The organism is Prevotella sp. P6B1, from assembly GCF_000702825.1.
Lineage (GTDB): Bacteria > Bacteroidota > Bacteroidia > Bacteroidales > Bacteroidaceae > Prevotella.
Window position 1 is genome coordinate 88,666 of sequence record NZ_JNKF01000015.1, and the last position, 19,569, is coordinate 108,234.

Consider the following 19,569-nt stretch of genomic DNA (forward strand, 5'->3'; position numbering starts at 1 on the left):
TGAATCCGTGCCTTGTTATTAATTAAGCAAGTAATTTCTTAACCTGCTGATATACATTCTCTCCGGTGAAGCCGAGCTTCTCGTCGAGCACCTTGTAAGGAGCAGAGAAACCGAAGCTCTCCAAGCCCCATACAGTACCGTCGGCACCTACCAGACCCTCGAGGTTTACGGGCAGACCTGCGGTGAGACCGAACTTCTTAACACCAGCGGGCAGTACGCTCTGCTGATACTCCTTGCTCTGGCTGCGGAACAGACCCTCAGAAGGAACGCTAACCACGCGAACCTTTACACCGTCCTCGCGGAGCAGCTTAGCACCAGCCTCGAGAGTAGAAACCTCAGAACCTGAAGCCAGCAGGATAACGTCGAAGTTCTCGTCGCTACCAGCTACAACGTAAGCACCCTTGGTGGCCTGGTTGTAGTCGTTGCCCTCGGGCAGCATATCGATATTCTGACGAGAGAAGATCAGGGCTGTTGGGGTATCGACATTCTCCATAGCCATGCGCCAGCAAACGGTGGTCTCCTCGGCATCGGCAGGACGAACTACCAATACAGAGTTCTTGCCGTGGTGGTTCTTCAGCTTCTCCATCAGGCGGATCTGTGCCTCCTGCTCAACAGGCTCGTGGGTAGGACCATCCTCACCTACACGGAAGGCATCGTGAGTCCAGATGAACTTAACGGGCAGCTCCATGAGGGCAGCCATACGTACGGCGGGCTTCATGTAGTCAGAGAATACAAAGAAGGTACCGCAAGCGGGGATAACACCACCGTGCAGAGCCATACCAATGCAGCAGCAAGCCATGGTGAGCTCGGCTACACCAGCCTCGAAGAAGGCACCGCTGAAGTCGCCACGAACCAGGTCGTGAGTCTTCTTCAGGAAGCCGTCGGTCTTATCTGAGTTAGAAAGGTCGGCCGAAGCACAGATCATGTTGGGCACCTGCTCAGCGAGAGCTGACAGTACAGTAGCACTGGCACCACGTGTAGCGGCACCTGCCTTCTGCTCAACCTTGCTCCAGTCGATAACAGGAGCCTTACCGCTGAACCACTCCTCAAGCTGCTTGGCCTGCTCGGGGTGACCCTTTGCCCACTCTGCCTTCTCGGCATAGCGCTCTGCTACAATCTTCTTCAGCTCCTCGGCACGCTTAGCGTACATCTCCTGAACCTCGGGGAAGATCTGGAATGGGTTCTCGGGATCGGCACCCAGGTTCTTCATGGTGTTGATGTAAGCATCGCCACCGAGAGGAGCACCGTGAGTAGCGCAGTTGCTCTCGTAAGAGCTGTTGTCAGCCTTACGGGCACCCTTACCCATTACGCAGTGACCGATGATGAGTGATGGGCGATCCTTCTCGGCCTGAGCCTTCTTGATGGCCTCGCGAATCTGGTCAACATCGTTACCGTCGATTTTCTGTACAAACCAGCCCCATGCCTCGTACTTCTTGGCGGTATCCTCAGAGGTAACCACCTCGGTCTTGGTAGAGAGCTGAATATCGTTAGCGTCGTAGAACATGATGAGGTTGTCGAGTCCCAGGTTACCAGCAATACGACCAGCACCCTGTGAAATCTCCTCCTGTACACCACCATCAGAGATGTAGGCGTAGATGGTCTGGTTCATGACATTACCCAGACGAGCCTTCAGGAACTTAGCGGCGATAGCAGCACCTACTGCGAAACAGTGACCCTGACCAAGAGGACCAGAGGTGTTCTCGATGCCGCGCTCAATCTCGCGCTCGGGGTGACCAGGAGTTACTGAACCCCACTGGCGAAGGTTCTTCAGATCCTCGAGGGTATATTTGCCAATAAGAGCCAACTGGCTGTAGAGCATAGGAGCCATGTGACCTGGATCGAGGAAGAAGCGGTCGCGACCCTCCCAGGCGGGATTCTCGGGATCGTAAACCAGGAACTCACTGTACAGGGCGTTGATGAAATCTGCACCACCCATAGCACCGCCGGGGTGACCCGACTTTGCTTTTTCAACCATCGAAGCAGCAAGGATACGGATATTATCCGCTGCCATGTTCATAACTTTGTTGTCGTTCATAATGAATAATTAATTGAAAAACGTAAATTTTTGCCGCAAAGGTACAAAAAAACTTCGAATTAAGTGCTGGTTTCTTGATAAATTGTACCCAATGTTAGAAAAATGATATATCTTTGCAACATATAATAAAGTAATGTGTTGTTATGAAAGTGTCAATTGTACAACATACCATCCGTTGTGATGACTTGAAATGGAACCTGAAACACCTTGATGAGCTGCTTGGAGAGCCATCAGGGGCCGGTCTATATGTCTTGACAGAAACCTTTGCTACCGGGTTTATGGCAGAGGGGGCGACAGCGCAAGCTGGCAAACAAGCGGAACAGGTTCTGGCATGGATGAAGTATCAGGCAGCGCGGCTCCATGCGGCTGTTGCCGGTAGTGTGGCAATGGTGGATGAGCTGGGACAGCTGCGCAATCGGCTCTACTTTGTCCGTCCCGATGGCACGTTCGATTTCTACGACAAGCGCCATCTGTTTGCCTATGCTGGCGAAAACCGGGATTATGTGGCTGGCGACAGGCGTGTGGTGGTTGCGTGGCAGGGTGTCAGGTTCCTGCTGCAGGTGTGCTACGATCTGCGGTTCCCTGTGTTCTCGCGCAACCGTGGCGACTACGATGCCATGATCTATGTGGCCAACTGGCCTGACAAGCGTCGTGATGTATGGCAGACATTGTTGAAAGCACGTGCCATCGAGAACCAGTGCTTTGTGGTAGGTGTGAACCGCGTGGGCAGCGATCAGGCATGCAATTATGTTGGCGATTCGGTGGTTATCGATGCTTATGGACGTACGGTTGCCGAGTGCACATCTGCTGCAGAACAGGTAGTTACGGCTGAGTTGAACATGGATGAACTGCGCCGATTCCGTGAAAAATTCCCCGTTTTGGACGATGCGGATAATTTTTCTGCCTAAAAATTTGTTCAACTCAAAAATTATGTGTACCTTTGCACCCGATTTCAAAACAAGGGTGTTTTCCAGAGTGGCCAAATGGGGCAGACTGTAAATCTGCTGTCTTTCGACTTCGGTGGTTCGAATCCATCAGCACCCACAGAAAAAGCTCACCAACAGGTGGGCTTTTTTGTTTCTCGCAACAAAAAAGCGGAAAATCTTGGCGTATTCGCTTTTTTTTGTTTACCTTTGCCAGCAAATGGATAGAAATAAGGAGATATATCGGGTGACGATGGTGGGTGGTGCCGTGAATGTGGTGCTGCTGCTCTTCAAGTTTGTGGCTGGTATTGTGGGCCACAGTGCAGCTATGGTGGCCGATGCTGTACACTCGCTGTCGGACTTTGTAACGGATATCATCGTGCTGGTGTTTGTACACATCAGCGGCAAACCGAAAGACAAATCGCACGACTACGGACACGGAAAGTTCGAGACGCTGGCCATGACCATTATCGGCATAGCACTCCTGATAGTAGCTATCGGCATTGTGTATAGCGGACTTTCTGAGATTATTGCCTGGGCACAAGGGGTAGAACTCAAGGCGCCGGGCCTGTTGGCCCTATGGGCAGCGCTGTTGTCGATAGTGCTGAAGGAGGCGGTGTATCATTACTCGATGCGGGAGGCTCGTAAGCTGAACTCGCAGGCGGTAGAGGCTAATGCCTGGCATCACCGCAGCGATGCGCTCTCGTCGGTAGGTACGGCTGTTGGTATAGGTGGGGCTATCTTCTTAGGTCAGCGCTGGACGGTGCTCGATCCGATAGCGTCGGTTATCGTGGGTCTGTTTATCACAAAAGTGGCTATCGACCTGTTGCGCAATGGTATCGGCGACCTGATGGAGCAGTCGCTACCCGATGCCGTGGAGGATGAGATACTGCAGCTGGCTGCCTCGGTGCCTGGCGTAACTGAGCCTCATGAGTTGCGTACCCGACGATTGGGAAATCATTATGCCATCGAGTTGCATGTGCTGATGGATGGGCAGATGACACTCTGTGAAGCACACGATAAGGCCTCGGAGGTGGAAGATATACTGCGGCAGCACTACGGGCCGGATACTCACATTGCCGTACACGTAGAACCGATATCAGAGCAATAGAAAAAAAGAACCCCGCCAACCGGCGGGGCATCTTTTTTATTTGATGTTCAGAACAACAATCGACTTAGCGGGGATCTTCACGGTGAGAACACCTTTCTTCAATTTTGCATCCTTGAAGTCGGTGGGGGCTACAACATCAGGATTCTTGAAATCGTTGTAGTCGGCTACGTTCTTCGAAGTGAGGATGCGACCGCTTACCTGCTTGGCATTGAAACCAGCGAAGTTGAAATCGATGGTCTGTGCCTTGTCGAGGCTGACGTTGGTCAGAGCAAGCACGATGCTGCCGTCCTTAGTCTTGGCAGCCGAGGCAGAGAGCAGTGGGCAGGGACGGGTAGAGTTGTCCTTGGTGTCCTGCTTCTTCTTCCAGTAGTCGGTGCTGCACTGTACAGTCTCTGTAGGCAGGTCGACAGGCAGATGGGTTGCCTCCTGGAACGGGGTGTACATCTGGAATACCCAGTAGGTAGGTGTCAGTACCATGTGGCCTGTACCCTCCTGATCGGTGAGGATCATCGACTGCAGAACGTTAACTACCTGAGCGATATTGGCCATCTTTACACGGTCGGTGTACTTATGGAATACGTTGAGACTCAAGGCAGCTACGAAAGCATCGCGCAGGGCATTCTGCTGGTACAGGTGACCAGGAATGGTGCCGGGCTCCTCGTCCCACCAGGTACCCCACTCGTCAACGAGCAGACCGATGGTGTTCTTAGGATCCTTCTCGTCCATGATGGCCTTGTGCTTCTTGATAACCTCCTCGATCTCCAGGCACTTACCGAGTGCCCAGTAGTACTGGTCGGTATCGAAGTTGATGGCAGACCCCTTAGGACCATTCCAACCGGTGCAGGTGTAGTAGTGCAGAGAGATACCCTGCATCTGACCACCGATACGATCCATCAGCACTTTGGTCCAGTTGTAGTCGTAGTCGCTGGCACCCGAGGCAATACGGTAGAGCTGGTTGCCACCCTGATTGCGCAGGTAGGTGTTGAACTTGCGATACTCGTCGCTATAGTACTCCGGGCGCATGTTACCACCGCAGCCCCATGCCTCGTTACCGATACCGAAGTACTTCACCTTCCAGGCCTTGTCGCGACCGTTCTGGCGGCGCAGACGTGCCATAGGTGTATCGCCATCGCTGGTCATGTACTCAACCCACTGGGCCATCTCCTTTACGGTACCAGAACCTACATTACCAGAGATATAGGGCTCGCATCCGAGCATCTCGCAGAGGTTCAGGAACTCGTGGGTACCAAACGAGTTGTCCTCGATGGTGCCGCCCCAGTTGTTGTTACGCAGAGAAGGACGCTGGTTCTTAGGACCGATACCGTCCATCCAGTGGTAGTCGTCGGCAAAGCAGCCGCCAGGCCAGCGCATTACGGGAATCTTCAGGGCTTTCAAAGCCTCGAACACATCCTTGCGGTAACCCTTGATGTTGGGGATCTGTGAGTTCTCGCCCACCCAGAGACCGCCGTAGATACAGCTGCCGAGGTGCTCTGAGAACTGACCATAGATCTCACGGTTAATTTTGGCTCCTGCCTGATCGGCATGAACCGTAGCTTTCACATTTTCTGCGGCTGATGCCGATGCGGCAAAAGCCAGTGCGATAGTCGCGGTTAGAATAACTTTCTTCATGTCGTTGTTGAAATCTTACTTATTATCTACAGCGGCCTGCTCGATGGGGAGACAGCGCTTGTAGTTCTCGATATACTTCTCGAAACCTGCTACGTCGTCGGCAGTAGGAGCGATAGAGAGACCGGTATTGCCTGCGAAGACAATTTCTTCGAGGTAGTCGGCCAGGTTCTTGCCGTTCTTCTTAATCAGGTAGCCAGCCAGCAGGGCAATACCCCAGGCACCACCTTCGCCTGCTGTCTCCATCACCGAGATAGGTGAGTTAAGGGCGGCAGCCAGCATGCGCTGACCTACACCGGCAGTCTTGAAGTAACCACCATGACCGGTGATACGGTCAACCTTGATCTTCTCCTCCTTCAACAGGATGTCGTTACCAATCTTCAGCACACCGATAGCACCATAGAGGTGAGCGCGCATGAAGTTGGCGAGATTGAACTTATCGCCAGCAGAGCGAACGAACATGGGACGTCCTTCAGCCAGACCTGTTACAGGCTCACCGGAAACGTAGTTGTAGGCCATCAAGCCACCGCAGTCGGTATCGCCTTCGAGGGCTTTGTTGAACAACTTGCCGTAGAGCTCATTCATATCAACGGGAACACCCAGCAGCTGCTGGTACTCCTTGAACAGGCCTACCCAGGCATTGATGTCGCTGGTGCAGTTGTTACAGTGAACCATGGCTACGAGTGAACCGTCGGGTGTGGTCACCATATCGATCATCTCATAAGGCTTAGAGAGTGGCTTCTCCAATACAATCATAGAGAATGAAGAAGTACCGGCCGATACGTTACCTGTGCGCTGCTTGACAGCGTTGGTTGCTACCATGCCTGTTCCAGCGTCGCCCTCAGGAGGACAAACGGGGATACCTGCCTTCAGGTGACCGGAAACGTCGAGTTTCTTAGCACCCTCGGGAGTGAGGAAACCGGCGTTCTCGCCTGCATTCAAGCTCTTGGGCAGAATGTCGAGCAACTTCCAAGCGAAGCCCTTAGGCGCAATGAGCTCGTCGAACTTGCGAACCATCTCGGCATCGTAAGTCTTGGTTACGGGATCCACGGGAATCATACCTGAAGCATCGCCTACACCCAGTACGAACTCGCCTGTTACCTGCCAGTGAACATAACCTGCCAGAGTGGTCAGATACTTGATGTCGGAAACATGCTCCTCGTTGTCGAGGATGCACTGGTAGAGGTGGCTGATACTCCAGCGCAGGGGGATGTTGTAGTTGAAGAGCTGAGAGAGCTCGGCAGTTGCCTTACCGGTGTTGGTGTTACGCCATGTGCGGAAGGGAACCAGAATCTGCTGGTCCTTGTTGAAGGCCATGTAGCCGTGCATCATGGCACTGAAGCCGATGGCAGCCAGACTCTCAATCTCGCAGTCGTACTGCTTTAACACGTCCTTGCGGAGATCGGCATAGCAGTCCTGCAGACCATACCAAACAGCCTCGGTAGAGTAGGTCCAGAGACCATCTACCAACTGATTCTCCCACTCGTGTGAGCCCTGTGCAATGGGCTCGTTGTCCTCGTCGATGAGGACGGCCTTGATACGGGTAGAGCCAAACTCGATACCGAGAATGGCTTTACCTGCTTGTATAGTTTCTTTTGCTGTCATAGTTGTCAATTGTCAATTTTCAATTAACGAAGTGCTTTGTTCAACATGTAGTAAACCTCGTTGTTACGGAGCTGCTGCTTGAAGTCGGCAATGTTGGTCTGCTTGTTGATGCGGACATACTCGATACCGGTCATCTCAGCAAAGTCCTCCCAGTACTCCTCGTTGATATCGTAAGAGAAAGCGCTGTGGTGAGTACCACCAGCCAGGATCCATGCGGCAGCGCCAACCTCGAATGTGGGTTGTGGAACCCAGAGTGCTGAAGCTACAGGCAGTTTTGGCATGGGCTGTGGTTCGATGCACTCTACCTCCTGAGAAATCAGGCGGAAACGGTTACCCAGGTCAACAACGGTAGCCTTGATACCAGCGCCGGTCTTTGAGGTGAATACCAGACGGGCGGTCTGCTGCTTGCGGATACCAATGCCCAGGAAGTGAACCTCGAGCTTGGGCTTGTCGGTAGCAATCAGCGGACAAACCTCGAGCATGTGGCTCTGCAGGCAAGAACTCTTGTCGCCAGCAAAGTTGAGGGTGTAGTCCTCAAGGAATGAGCAGCCGGTAGGCATGCCCTGCTGGATAACCCACAGGGTGCGATAGAGGCAAGCTGTCTTCCAGTCGCCCTCGGCACCGAAACCATAACCTTCCTGCATCAGGCGCTGTGAAGCGAGACCAGGAATCTGGTCGAAACCGCAGAAGTTAGGATCGTCGATGTTAGCATCGCCCAAGTCGTCGAAGTTGGTGGTGAAGGCAGTTGCGCCCTCGTCCTTCAGTACGCGGCGCAGGGCAATCTCGGCCTTGGCAGCATTCTTCACCTTCTCCCAGTAAACCTGCTCGCCGCTCTCGTCGATCTTGATGGTGTAGAGCTTCTTGTACTCCTCAACGAGCTCGTCGGCCTCCTGATCGGTTACCTGCTTGAAGTACTCCATCAGAGAAGATACAGGGTAATAGTCAACATGATAGCCCAGACGCTGCTCGAACTCAACGCGGTCGCCATCGGTAACGGCAACGTTGTTCATGTTCATACCGAACATCAAGCAGCGTACGTTGTGAGCATCAGCCACACCAGCGGCTACGCGAGCCCATACGGCAATCTGCTTCTGAGCCTTCGCGTCCTTCCAATAACCACAAACCACTTTGCGGGCTACGCGCATACGCGTACAGATATGTCCGAACTCGATATCGCCGTGAGCACTCTGGTTCAGATTCATGAAGTCCATGTCGATGTCGTTCCAGGGTATCTCGGCGTTATACTGGGTGTGGAAGTGGCACAAAGGCTTCTGCAGCTGCTGTAGACCCTTGATCCACATCTTGGCAGGACTGAAGGTGTGCATCCAAGTGATGATACCTACACACTTTTCGTCGTTATTAGCAGCGAGCATCACCTGCTCAACCTCCTTGCTGCTATTTGCTGTACCTTTATAAACAATCTTAACGGGGATGTTGCCAGAGGCGTTCAGACCTTCTACCATCTCCTTTGAGTGACTGTCGACTGCAATGACTGCATCGCCTCCGTAGAGGAGCTGAGCACCGGTCACCCACCAAATTTCGTAATTATCAAATGCTTTCATACTCATTGTTATTACTGATTAATGTTTCTGTCCTTTTTGTCCGTAGTAAGCGTTTGGACCATGTTTACGCATATAGTGTTTTTCTATCAGCAGTGGATTCATGGTGAGGCTTGGGTTTACTGAGAAGGCTACGAAGGCCATCTTGGCACACTGCTCCATGACCTTGGCGTTATAAACAGCGTTGTCGGGAGAAGTTCCCCATGAGAAGGGACCGTGGTTTTTAACCAATACGGCAGGTGTGTGGTCGGGATTGATCTTACGGATGTTCAGAATCTCATCGACAATCACATTGCCGGTCTCCAACTCGTAGTTGCCTTTTACCTCAGCCTCGGTCATATCGCGGGTGCAGGGGATATCCTTGTAGAAATAGTCGGCGTGAGTAGTGCCGATGTTGGGGATATCGCGGCCGGCCTGTGCGAAAGCTGTGGCATAGGTAGAGTGGGTGTGAACCACACCCTGGATGTTGGGAAATGCCTTATATAATACCAAGTGGGTAGGGGTGTCGCTCGAGGGGTTGAGGTCGCCTTCAACAACCTTACCGCTTTCGAGGTCGACAACTACCATATCAGAAGCCTTCATAACGTCGTAGTCAACACCTGAGGGCTTGATGACAACGAGCCCTTTTTCGCGGTCGATACCTGAAACATTGCCCCAGGTAAAGATTACCAGGTTTTGCTTTACAAGGTCTAAGTTGGCCTTGAATACTTTTTCTTTTAATTCTTCTAACATAGTTATTACAATTTGAAATTTGAATCTTCGTTGTAAGCTTTATTATTAAATCGGTAAAGATAAGCACCACGCTTAGAACTCTTCTTGTCGATGAGCTCCGTCTTCTCGATGAAGTCCATCTCTTTAATACGTTTGCGGAAGTTACGTTTGTCGAGCTCGGTACCATATACAGCCTCATAGAGTCGCTGCAGCTGGGTGAGGGTGAACAGGCTGGGCAGTAAGCGGAAACCAACCGGTTCGTGTGCCATCTTTTGTTTCATCATCTTGCGTGCCTTGGCTACCATTTCATTATGGTCGGAGTAGAGTTGTGGCATCTCGTCGATGTTTACCCACTCCAGTCCGTGTTCTTTACGCAATTTGTCGTCGTAGTCATTGGCATTGATAAGGGCGTAATAGGCGATAGATACCACACGCTCACCCGGGTCGCGGTCTACATTACCGAAGGCACCTATCTGGCGCATGTAGAGATTACGAAGACCCGTGAGTTCGAAGAGGGTGCGTGAGGCTGCCTCGTCAACGCTCTCGTTGGCGGAAACGAAGCCTCCGTAGAGGCTCCATTCGCCACGTCCTGGGTCCATGTTGCGGCGACCGATCAGAATCTTCAGCTTGTTCTCATCGAAACCGAAGATGATACAGTCGACCGACAACCAGACTTTGGAATGTTCATGATAATATGTCATATATTGCTATGATTTACCAGAAATAGATGTAGAATGCTACGGTAAAGCCAAGAATAACGATGGTGTGGAATACATCCCACTTATTCCAGCTCTTGCGAGTGGCTTCAATCTGCTCGGGGGTAGAAGTTCCGAATACCAGACCCTGAATCTTCTTCTCGTCGGGAGCCTCTGTCAGCAGAGATACAACGATTACAACCAGGCAGCATACAATCAGCATGACACCGCAGAAGAACAACCAGTTGAAGTCGTAGAATACAGCCTTGAACCAGCTGTCGGCTGCATCGGTGGCGTTGCTGTAGTAAACCTTAGCGCCCAGACGTGTCAAACCGATGATGATACCAGAGAGCAATCCCCACATACCACCCTTGGCAGATGCACGCTTCCAGCAGATACCCAGCAGGAAGGCGGCAGCGATACCAGGAGCCAGTACTGACTGTACATCCTGCAGATAGTTGTAGAGTACGTTACCTACCGAACGCATGATGGGAATCCACAGGATACCGAGAATCACGATAACTACAGTTGCAATCTGTCCGATACGAACCAGCTGCTTCTCAGGAGTCTCAGGACGCAGACGCTTCCAGAAGTCGATGGTGAACAGCATGGCTGAAGAGTTGAACAGAGATGCTAAAGAAGACATCAGGGCAGCCAGGATACCACAAACTACCAGACCCTTAACACCTGCAGGCAGCAACTTAGCTACGAGGGTAGGGAAGGCTGCATCGGGTGTGCTCAGTACAAATACCTCACCGTTTGGCAGGGTGATGCCTTTGGTGCTCATGGCGAAGGCAATCATACCAGGAATCAGGAACAGGAATACGGGCAGCAACTTCAGATAAGCACCGAAGATGGTACCACGACGAGCTTCCTTCTCATCCTTTCCAGAGAGTACACGCTGAACGATGTACTGGTCGGTACACCAATACCAGAAACCAATAACGGCAGAACCGATGAGGGCACCCAGCCAAGGATAGTTGGCATCGCGGTTATCGCGAATGAGTGAGGTCATCTTGTCGCCATATTCGTTAGCGTCAACAGCACCGCAAACAGCCATCATCTCGTCCCATCCGCCCAGGGCCTTGAAACCAAGTACCAGGATGATGAGTGAACCGAGCAGCAGGATAGGAGTCTGCAGAACCGAAGTGTAGAGCACGCTCTTCATACCACCAAAGATGGTGTAGATAGCGGTGATAACTACCAGACCGATAGCTGCAATCCAGAAGAAGTCGATACCCCAGAGCTGCTCGATACCGAATACCTGCTGGAATACCAGACCACCTGCATAAACTGTTACGGCTACCTTGGTGAGCACATAAGAGATCAGTGAGATCACCGAGAGGATGGTACGGCTCTGTGTGTTGTAGCGACGCTCCAGGAACTCTGGCATGGTATAAACCATCGAACGGGTGTAGAATGGTACAAACACCCAACCTAAGATCAGGATCATCCATCCCTGAATCTCCCAGTGGGCCATAGCCATACCTGATGAAGCACCGGCACCGGCCAAGCCAATCAGGTGTTCTGAACCAATGTTTGAAGCAAAGATTGATGCACCGATGGCTATCCATGTTGCATCCTTACCACCTAAGAAATAATCTGCTGAGTTATTGTTCTTCTGAGAAATAACCCATAATACAATGCCAATCAGTGCACAACAGAAAGCACCGATGACAATCCAGTCTAATAATGCCATTTTTTAATTGATTGATATTTGTTAGTAACTATAGATTCCGTTTATTTGATGGAGAACTTGTAGGCTGCATGACTGAAGTATTTCTCACCAGGATTCAGTGTGGGCTGAACCCACTCTGGGTGGTTGGGAGAATCGGGATACTTCTGGCTCTCCAGACATACACTCACGTGCTTGGGGTAGGTGATACCATTCTTGCGGGGAATGTCTTTGTCGGCACCTACGCCCTGGAAGTTACCGCTGTAAACCTGTACACCTGGCTCGTTGGTAAACATCTCCATCAGGATTCCTGTCTTGGGGCTGTAGAGGCTGGCGCATACCTGTGTGTCGTCGCCCTTACCGTCCTTATAGGTGTTCAGACAGTAGTTATGGTCGTAACCTGTAGCATTCTGAATCTGGTCGAACTGTGAGTTGATGCTATCGCCCAGAGCGTGAGGCTGACGGAAGTCCATGGGAGTACCCTCAACTGACTTAATCTCGCCTGTGGGGATGTAAAGCTTATCGCTTGGAGTGAAATTGTCTGCATTGACATAGAGTACCATGTCGTAGCCTGGCTGTGTAAAGTCACCACTCAGATTGTAATAGTTGTGGTTGGTCTGGTTGATGATGGTTGGCTTGTCGGTCTCTGCCTCCCAAGTCATATCGAGTACGTTATCGGATGTGAGCTTGTAGGTTGTAACAGACATAATCTTGCCGGGGAATCCGTTCTCACCATCCTGGGCAACAAGTGTAAGCTTCAGAATAGAGTCGCCAATCTGCTCGGCATCAAGAACCTGATGCATCCAACCTGTATTGCCACCACCGTGCAGACTGTTAGGACCATCGTTGGTTCTGAGTTGAACCGTGTCGCCTTTCAGAATGAACTGACCGTTCTTGATACGGTTGGCATAGCGACCTACACTTGAACCGTAGTCGGAGGGTGTATTGATAGTGTCGGCATACTGGGCGATGTTGTCGAATCCGAGTACAACATCGGTTGGCTTGCCATCCTTATCTGGCACAACAAGCGAAACGATTCTACCACCATAGTTGGTGATGCATACCTCCATGCCGTTCTGATTCTTCAGCGTGTAGAGCTTCACTGGTTTTGACTGAATAGTGGTGTCGAATTTGGCTGGGTCGAGACCCGATACAGTTAGTTGAGGAGCCTGCTGGCCACTTGCGCATGAGAGCATCAGCGCAGCTACGCCAACTCCCATCAAAGTTGCTTTGATTGTCTTCATTTTGTTACTATGTTTTAAGTTGTTGATAATTTGTTGTTATTATTTTGGGTGTAAAATTACAACCTTAATTTCGAATTTACAAGCTAAAATAAGAAAAAAAAGAGAGTAAGGTGTAGTTTTCACACCTTACTCTCGTTATTTAACCTTTATAAACACAGAATGCTGTGTTTTTGTTGGTTCGGAGTTAGCAAATTCTACGTGAACCGTCGCCAATTACTACATCGTAAACTTTTGGCTCGTGTCCATACTTGGCATTGAATTTGGCCTTGGCATCGTCGATGAATTTCTTGTAGAGATCGTTGCGAACCAGGTTGATGGTACAGCCACCAAATCCACCGCCCATGATGCGGCTACCGGTAACACCGTTCTCCTTTGCCAAGTCGTTCAGATAGTCAAGCTCTTCGCAGGATACCTCGTAGTCCTTCGATAGGCCTTCGTGGGTCTGATACATCAACTCACCTACCTTCTCATAATCGCCCTCGTTCAGCGCGTCGCAGACAGCAAGTACACGGTCCTTCTCGCCAAGAACGAACTTGGCGCGCTTGTAGTCCTCTTCGCCAACTTCTGCACGAACCTCATCAAGCTGCTCCCATGTGCAGTCGCGCAGGGTCTCGAACTTACCCTCTGGATGCTTAGCGGCAATATGCTTTACAACATTTTCGCAGCTGTTGCGGCGATCGTTGTAGGGTGAACCTGCCAACTGGTGCTTAACAACAGAATCGAGCAATACCAGACGATAGCCATCGGGCTTGAATGGGAAGTACTCGAACTCGCGAGAACGGCAGTCGAGGCGCATCAGACAGCCAGCCTTGCCAAATACCGAGGCAAACTGGTCCATGATACCACACTTAACACCACAGTAGTTGTGCTCGGTAGCCTGACCGGCCAGAACCATATCCCACTGCGATACCTTGTTCTCACCAAAAATATCGTTCAGACCGCAAGCAAAACAGCTCTCCATAGCGGCTGAAGATGACATTCCTGCTCCAAGGGGCACATCGCCAGCGAAAGCAATGTTGAATCCTTTAACTGGAACGCCTAACTTTTTCATTTCCAAGGCGATACCATAAATGTATCGGGCCCAAGATGCTTTGGGACCTGCAGGGTCGGAAAGCTTGAAGTCTACACGGTCCTTCAGGTCGATAGCATAAGCCATTACTGTATCTTCGGTATCGTTGGCACGCATCTCAGCTACGATGCCCTTGTCTACAGCACCTGGGAATACGAAACCACCATTATAATCGGTATGCTCACCAATCAGGTTGATACGTCCGGGAGATGCATATACGTTTCCTGTCTTTCCATCAAAGTGCTTGATGAAGCGGCTTCTTACAAATTCGATGTCCATAAGTTTAAAATTTTAAGGGGTTAATATTAATCTACCTTAATATCCTGGTTTACGTTCTTGCAACCAACAAGGGCGTAGAACAGAATGTAGGCCAACATAGCGATGACAAGCCAATAGCTGAAGATTGGACCAGCTGACTTGGCGATAGCCTCTTGAATGAGGGGCATTACACCACCACCAACAACCATTGTCATGAAGATACCTGAGGCAGCCTCGGTGTACTTACCCAATCCCTCAACAGAGAGGTTGAAGATACCACCCCACATGATAGAGGTACAGAGGCCGCATGCGGGAATCAGGAATGCCTTAGCAGGTACGTCGTGTCCGCTGAATGAGATTGTTACGCTCTCGGGCATGAAGATGGCAACAACAAGAAGCAGGATGGCTACAGTACTAACTGTAGATAGCTGCAACTTGGTAGAAACCTTGCCAGAGATAGCGCTTGAGCAGGCACGACCAATCATCATGAGAAGCCAGTAGGCGGCTGCCAGAGTTCCACCGATGGCGGCTGCACCTTCGAAACCGAGGTCGGTCACGTAGAAGTTAAGCTCCATAGGGATTCCAATCTCGATACCTACATAGAAGAAGATAGCGATAACGCCCAGTACGCAATGGCGGAATGCCAACGGACTACGCTCGTACTTTGGTGAAACCTTGCCGAGTGTGGGCTCTGGAATCGTAACACGGCTGATGATTACGAACGAAATAGCGAATACGGCCATACCAATGAACAGCAGGGGAGCAACGTCGCTCATGCTGGTCTCTGCGGTAACAGTACCTACCAGAATTCCTGCCAACAGCGGAGTGAGCGTACCGGTCAGCGAATTCAGCGTACCTCCAACCTGAATCAGCTGGTTACCTTTGTTACCACCACCTCCAAGAAGGTTCAGCATGGGGTTTACAACGGTGTTGAGCATGCATACGCAGAAACCGCAGACGAAAGCACCCAGCAGGTAGATAACCAGATTGAGGGCTACAGGGATGCTATCGTATGTGAATACGTAAGTACCTGCGCCTACAAGGCTAGAGAGATACTGGAAACACAAACCAACGATACCCACGATCAGAGCAATCAGGGCAGTCTTCTTGTATCCGTATTTCGTCAGCATTTTACCTGCAGGAATACCCATGAACAGGTAAGCAGCAAAGTTCATCAGGTTACCCCAAGCTTTGGCAAAAGGATATTCAAAACCCCAGATGTTTCCAAAGGGAGCACCCATGTTAGTTACAAAGCTAATCATCGCGAAGATGAAGCACATCGTGATAATGGCAATTACTTTGCCATTCTTGTTTGTTTCAGTCATATTGTTGTCTATTAATTTTTTAAGTTGGAGAGATTATTCAACTACACCGAAGCGGTAAATCGTCTTCTGCTTATAGCGCTGACCAGGATTCAGTATCACGCTTGGGAAGTATGGACGGTTTGGTGAATCGGGGAAGTGCTGAGCCTCAAAGCATACTGCTGAACGGTGGGGGAATGTGCAACCATTGGCGCCTTTGTAACCATTCAGGAAGTTGCCGGTGTAGAGCTGAAGTCCTGGCTCGGTGGTGTAAACCTCCATGGTGCGTCCGCTCTTAGGATCGGTCAACTTAGCTGCAAACGAGAGCTCGCCCTCTTCCTGCTTGTTCAGCACGTAGTTGTGGTCGAAACCATGACCGAACTTGATTTGCTCGTTGTCGGCATCGATATCCTGTCCGAATGGCTTGGCCTTTCGGAAGTCGAATGGAGTACCCTCAACCTTCAGGATTTCACCTGTTGGGATTGCAGTTGCATCGGTTGGCAGGTAGAAGTCGGCGTTGATCTCGCAGATCTGGTCCTCGATACCTGGTGTAGGATCAGCTGTACCGCCCAATGCGAAGAAAGCGTGATGTGTGAGGTTCACGATAGTCTTCTTGTTGGTGGTAGCCAGATATTCGATTACCAACTCATTCTGATCGGTGAAAGTAAATTCTACCGTTACATCAAGCTCGCCTGTGAACCCTTCCTCACCATAAGATGAAATACGATGCAAGGCCAGAGAGCGTGGCCCCATCTGACGGGCATCCCATACCTTTGCATTGAAACCTACGGCACCGCCATGCAAGTGGTTGGGACCGTCGTTGAGTGCCAACTGATACTCCTTGCCGTTCAGAATGAACTGTCCTTTGCAGATACGGTTACCCCAACGACCTATCAATGTTGACAGGTAGGGCTCATTTCCGCTGGTCAACTGCTCAATGTTGTCGTGACCCTGAATAACGTTAGCTACTTTGCCATCCTTTCCAGGAACCATAATAGCACAAATGGCTCCTCCGTAGTTAGAGATGGCCACTTCAAAACCCTTACGGTTTCTAAGAATGTACAAGTCGGTTTTTTTACCGTTGATAGTGGCCTGAAAGTTTTCACGTTTCAGACCGCACAGATTCACTGTCTCTGTAGTGTTTGCCATTTCGTAATGTTTTTAGTTAAAATACTATTTTTCTGCAAAGTAACAGAAAAAAAATCAAAATGACAAACGTTTCTACGAAAAAAAAGTTTTTGTTGTATTAAAAAAGCCTAAATACAGTTCTTTAGCAGGTCTGCTACGATGTAACTGCTACCTCCAACGAACACAAAGTCATTATTGTCGGCTGCAGCCTTTGCTGCTTCGTAGGCAGTTTTTACATCCGGATAGCTCTCTCCGTCAAGTCCTAAACCTTGGGCGTAGAGCTTCAAAACGTTCTCTGAAACCGCTCTTTTATTGCTGGCTTTTGTAAAATAATACGTAGCATTAATCGGCAATAGTTCCATCACACCATGAATGTCCTTATCATCGACCATTCCAAATACTATGTGCATGTGGTCGCACTGGACAGACTTCAGTTGCTTGCTCAGATAGGTCCATCCTGGTACATTGTGACCTGTGTCGCAGATCGTCAATGGGGCATCGCCCACTTTCATCCAACGACCCTTCAGTCCGGTCAGGCTGCATACGTGTGCAAATCCCTGTTTTACCTCGCGGTTCTGGCAGGTTGTGTTTGCAGCGCATTTGCAGGCGTGCATATATCCTAACGCCTCCAATTGCTGTACAGCGCAGAGAATAGTGTTGGCGTTCTTCTCCTGATAGCTACCGTTTAGTTCTCCGCTTATAATACCAAAACTCTTGGTGTAGAATTCTATCCCTTTGGTGTTGATGGAAGCTGAGATAATCTGCTGACGGTCCTCAGCGAAAACAATAGGAGATTGTTTTTCCATAGCAATAGTACTGAACACCTGACGTGTTTCAGGGGTTGTCTCACCAATCACTACGGGGACATGCTGTTTGATGATACCGGCTTTTTCCATGGCAATCTCTTCCAGGGAGTTGCCTAAGAATTGCATGTGGTCCATGCCGATATTCGTGATGACCGACAGAATAGGGGTAATGATGTTGGTACAATCCAAGCGGCCGCCCAGACCAACCTCGATAACGGCTATATCGACATTCATGTCAGCAAAATACTTGAATGCCATAGCCGTTGTGAGTTCGAAAAAGGAAGGCTGTAAGGGGGTGAAGAAAGGTTTCTCTTTCTCGACGAAATCTACAACATAGTCCTCTGGAATGGGCTGACCGTTTACGCGGATGCGTTCGCTGAAGTCAACCAAATGGGGTGATGTGTATAGTCCCACCTTGTAACCGCACATCTGCAGAATAGCAGAAAGCGTGTGAGCACATGAGCCTTTGCCGTTGGTTCCCGCCACGTGAATGGTGAGATACTTCTTATGGGGATGGCCGAAATGCTCATCAAGTGCATGACTGTTTTCGAGCCCTTCCTTATAGCCCCCTGCGCCTTGACGCTCAAACATGGGCAACTGGCTATACAGGTATTCACACGTTTCCTGATATGTCATAGCTATACCTTATTAATATATTAATTAAAGTAATTCTTGAATTTTTGGAAGATGGAGTCGCGTGTCTGCTTATCACCCTTGAAATTGTCGCTGCCCTTGAACTGCTCAATGGTCTGCTTCTCTTCCTTGCTGAGTGTCTTTGGTACATACACGCTGATGTTTACTACCAAATCGCCGCGTCCGCTTCCATAACCCTGAACTACTGGCAGACCTTTGCCACGCAGACGAAGTGTCTTACCAGGCTGGGTGCCGTTCTCAAGTTTGACCTTTAACTTAGTGCCTTCGATAGTGGGGATTTCTATGTCGCCACCTAAGGCTGCTGTTGGGAAGTCGAGCAACAGGTTGTAAATCAAGTCATTACCATCGCGGATAAATGTCTGGTGATCCTCTTCTTCGATAAACACCTGAATGTCGCCAGCTATACCGTTGTGCTTGCCGGCATTTCCTTTTCCGGGGACGTTGACAACCATGCCTTCAGCTACACCGGCTGGGATGTTGATTTCAACAACTTCCTCACCTTTCTCAACGCCTGTTCCGCCGCAATGCTTACATTTGTTTTTGATGACCTGACCCTCGCCGCCGCAGGTAGGACAAACACTCTGCTGCTGCATCATACCGAAAATGCTCTGGGTGGTATGCGTGATGTAGCCCTGCCCATGACAGGTAGGACATTGCTCCTTCTGGCTTCCTGCCTCTGCACCGCTACCGTTACAGTGAGGGCAGGGGATATCCTTACGTACCTTGAACTTCTTGGTAACACCGGTATTGATCTCTTCGAGTGTTAGTTTCACCTTCAGTCGCAGATCGCTTCCACGATGCTGCTGCTGACGACGCTGACCACCACCGAATCCACCGAATCCGTGACCACCGAAGATGTCGCCGAACATAGAGAAGATATCGTCCATGTTCATGTTGGTCTCAAATCCGCTGAATCCTCCGAATCCGCCACCCATGTTAGGACCGTCGAATCCGAACTGGTCATACTGCTGACGAGTCTTCGGATCGTGCAGTACATTATATGCCTCGGCCGCCTCCTTGAATTTCTCTTCAGCTTCTTTGTCGCCGGGGTTGCGGTCAGGGTGATATTTGATGGCTATCTTTCGATATGCCTTTTTGATTTCATCTTCTGTTGCGCTCTTTTGGACGCCCAACACCTCATAATAATCTCGTTTCTGTGCCATATCGGT

The 19,569-nt window shown here is 50.3% G+C and carries 15 protein-coding genes and 1 tRNA gene; 3 read left to right on the forward strand and 13 right to left on the reverse strand.

Features of this window, described 5'->3' with window-relative positions:
- Nucleotides 1-22: 22 nt before the first annotated feature.
- Nucleotides 23-2,035, reverse strand: a complete 2,013-nt coding sequence (locus tag T495_RS0112615) for a transketolase (protein WP_033148949.1) — start codon at nt 2,033-2,035, stop codon at nt 23-25.
- A 143-nt stretch (nt 2,036-2,178) separates the two neighbouring features.
- Between T495_RS0112615 and T495_RS0112620 the strand changes: the two genes are divergently transcribed.
- The 3 genes from T495_RS0112620 (at nt 2,179) to T495_RS0112630 (ending at nt 4,069) form a co-directional block, all read left to right on the forward strand.
- The gene (locus T495_RS0112620; RefSeq protein WP_033148950.1) at nt 2,179-2,943 is read left to right on the forward strand and encodes an amidohydrolase; all 765 of its coding nucleotides are present in this window, start codon (nt 2,179-2,181) and stop codon (nt 2,941-2,943) included.
- Nucleotides 2,944-2,996: 53 nt separating this feature from the next.
- Nucleotides 2,997-3,079, forward strand: a tRNA-Tyr gene (locus tag T495_RS0112625).
- A 99-nt stretch (nt 3,080-3,178) separates the two neighbouring features.
- Nucleotides 3,179-4,069, forward strand: a complete 891-nt coding sequence (locus T495_RS0112630) for a cation diffusion facilitator family transporter (protein WP_033148951.1) — start codon at nt 3,179-3,181, stop codon at nt 4,067-4,069.
- Between the two features lie 36 nt (nt 4,070-4,105).
- On the opposite strand, the gene T495_RS0112635 is transcribed toward T495_RS0112630, so the two are convergent.
- The 12 genes from T495_RS0112635 to dnaJ form a co-directional block, all read right to left on the reverse strand.
- Nucleotides 4,106-5,698, reverse strand: coding sequence for an alpha-N-arabinofuranosidase (locus T495_RS0112635; RefSeq protein WP_033148952.1), 1,593 nt, complete (start codon nt 5,696-5,698; stop codon nt 4,106-4,108).
- Between the two features lie 15 nt (nt 5,699-5,713).
- Complete coding sequence (locus tag T495_RS0112640) at nt 5,714-7,300, reverse strand: xylulokinase (RefSeq protein ID WP_033148953.1); 1,587 nt, start codon at nt 7,298-7,300, stop codon at nt 5,714-5,716.
- Between the two features lie 23 nt (nt 7,301-7,323).
- Nucleotides 7,324-8,862, reverse strand: coding sequence for an L-arabinose isomerase (gene araA / locus T495_RS0112645; RefSeq protein ID WP_028904425.1), 1,539 nt, complete (start codon nt 8,860-8,862; stop codon nt 7,324-7,326).
- Nucleotides 8,863-8,880: 18 nt separating this feature from the next.
- On the reverse strand, nt 8,881-9,591 hold the full coding sequence (locus tag T495_RS0112650; RefSeq protein ID WP_028904426.1) for an L-ribulose-5-phosphate 4-epimerase: 711 nt from the start codon (nt 9,589-9,591) through the stop codon (nt 8,881-8,883).
- Nucleotides 9,592-9,596: 5 nt separating this feature from the next.
- On the reverse strand, nt 9,597-10,271 hold the full coding sequence (locus T495_RS0112655) for an NUDIX domain-containing protein (protein WP_033148954.1): 675 nt from the start codon (nt 10,269-10,271) through the stop codon (nt 9,597-9,599).
- A 13-nt stretch (nt 10,272-10,284) separates the two neighbouring features.
- Nucleotides 10,285-11,964: a sodium:solute symporter gene (locus tag T495_RS0112660; RefSeq protein ID WP_033148955.1), complete on the reverse strand. Its 1,680-nt coding sequence runs from the start codon at nt 11,962-11,964 to the stop codon at nt 10,285-10,287.
- 41 nt (nt 11,965-12,005) lie between these two features.
- On the reverse strand, nt 12,006-13,184 hold the full coding sequence (locus T495_RS0112665) for an aldose epimerase family protein (protein WP_033148956.1): 1,179 nt from the start codon (nt 13,182-13,184) through the stop codon (nt 12,006-12,008).
- A gap of 184 nt (nt 13,185-13,368) precedes the next feature.
- A complete protein-coding gene (galK, locus tag T495_RS0112670; protein ID WP_033148957.1) occupies nt 13,369-14,532 on the reverse strand; it encodes a galactokinase in 1,164 nt (387 codons plus the stop codon).
- A 26-nt stretch (nt 14,533-14,558) separates the two neighbouring features.
- The gene (locus T495_RS0112675; RefSeq protein WP_033148958.1) at nt 14,559-15,836 is read right to left on the reverse strand and encodes an MFS transporter; all 1,278 of its coding nucleotides are present in this window, start codon (nt 15,834-15,836) and stop codon (nt 14,559-14,561) included.
- A gap of 33 nt (nt 15,837-15,869) precedes the next feature.
- A complete protein-coding gene (locus T495_RS0112680) occupies nt 15,870-16,961 on the reverse strand; it encodes an aldose epimerase family protein (protein ID WP_033148959.1) in 1,092 nt (363 codons plus the stop codon).
- Between the two features lie 107 nt (nt 16,962-17,068).
- A complete protein-coding gene (locus tag T495_RS0112685; RefSeq protein WP_028904433.1) occupies nt 17,069-18,382 on the reverse strand; it encodes a folylpolyglutamate synthase/dihydrofolate synthase family protein in 1,314 nt (437 codons plus the stop codon).
- Nucleotides 18,383-18,402: 20 nt separating this feature from the next.
- Entirely contained in the window at nt 18,403-19,563 is a 1,161-nt protein-coding gene (gene dnaJ / locus T495_RS0112690; protein WP_033148960.1) for a molecular chaperone DnaJ, read from the reverse strand.
- Nucleotides 19,564-19,569: the final 6 nt, after the last annotated feature.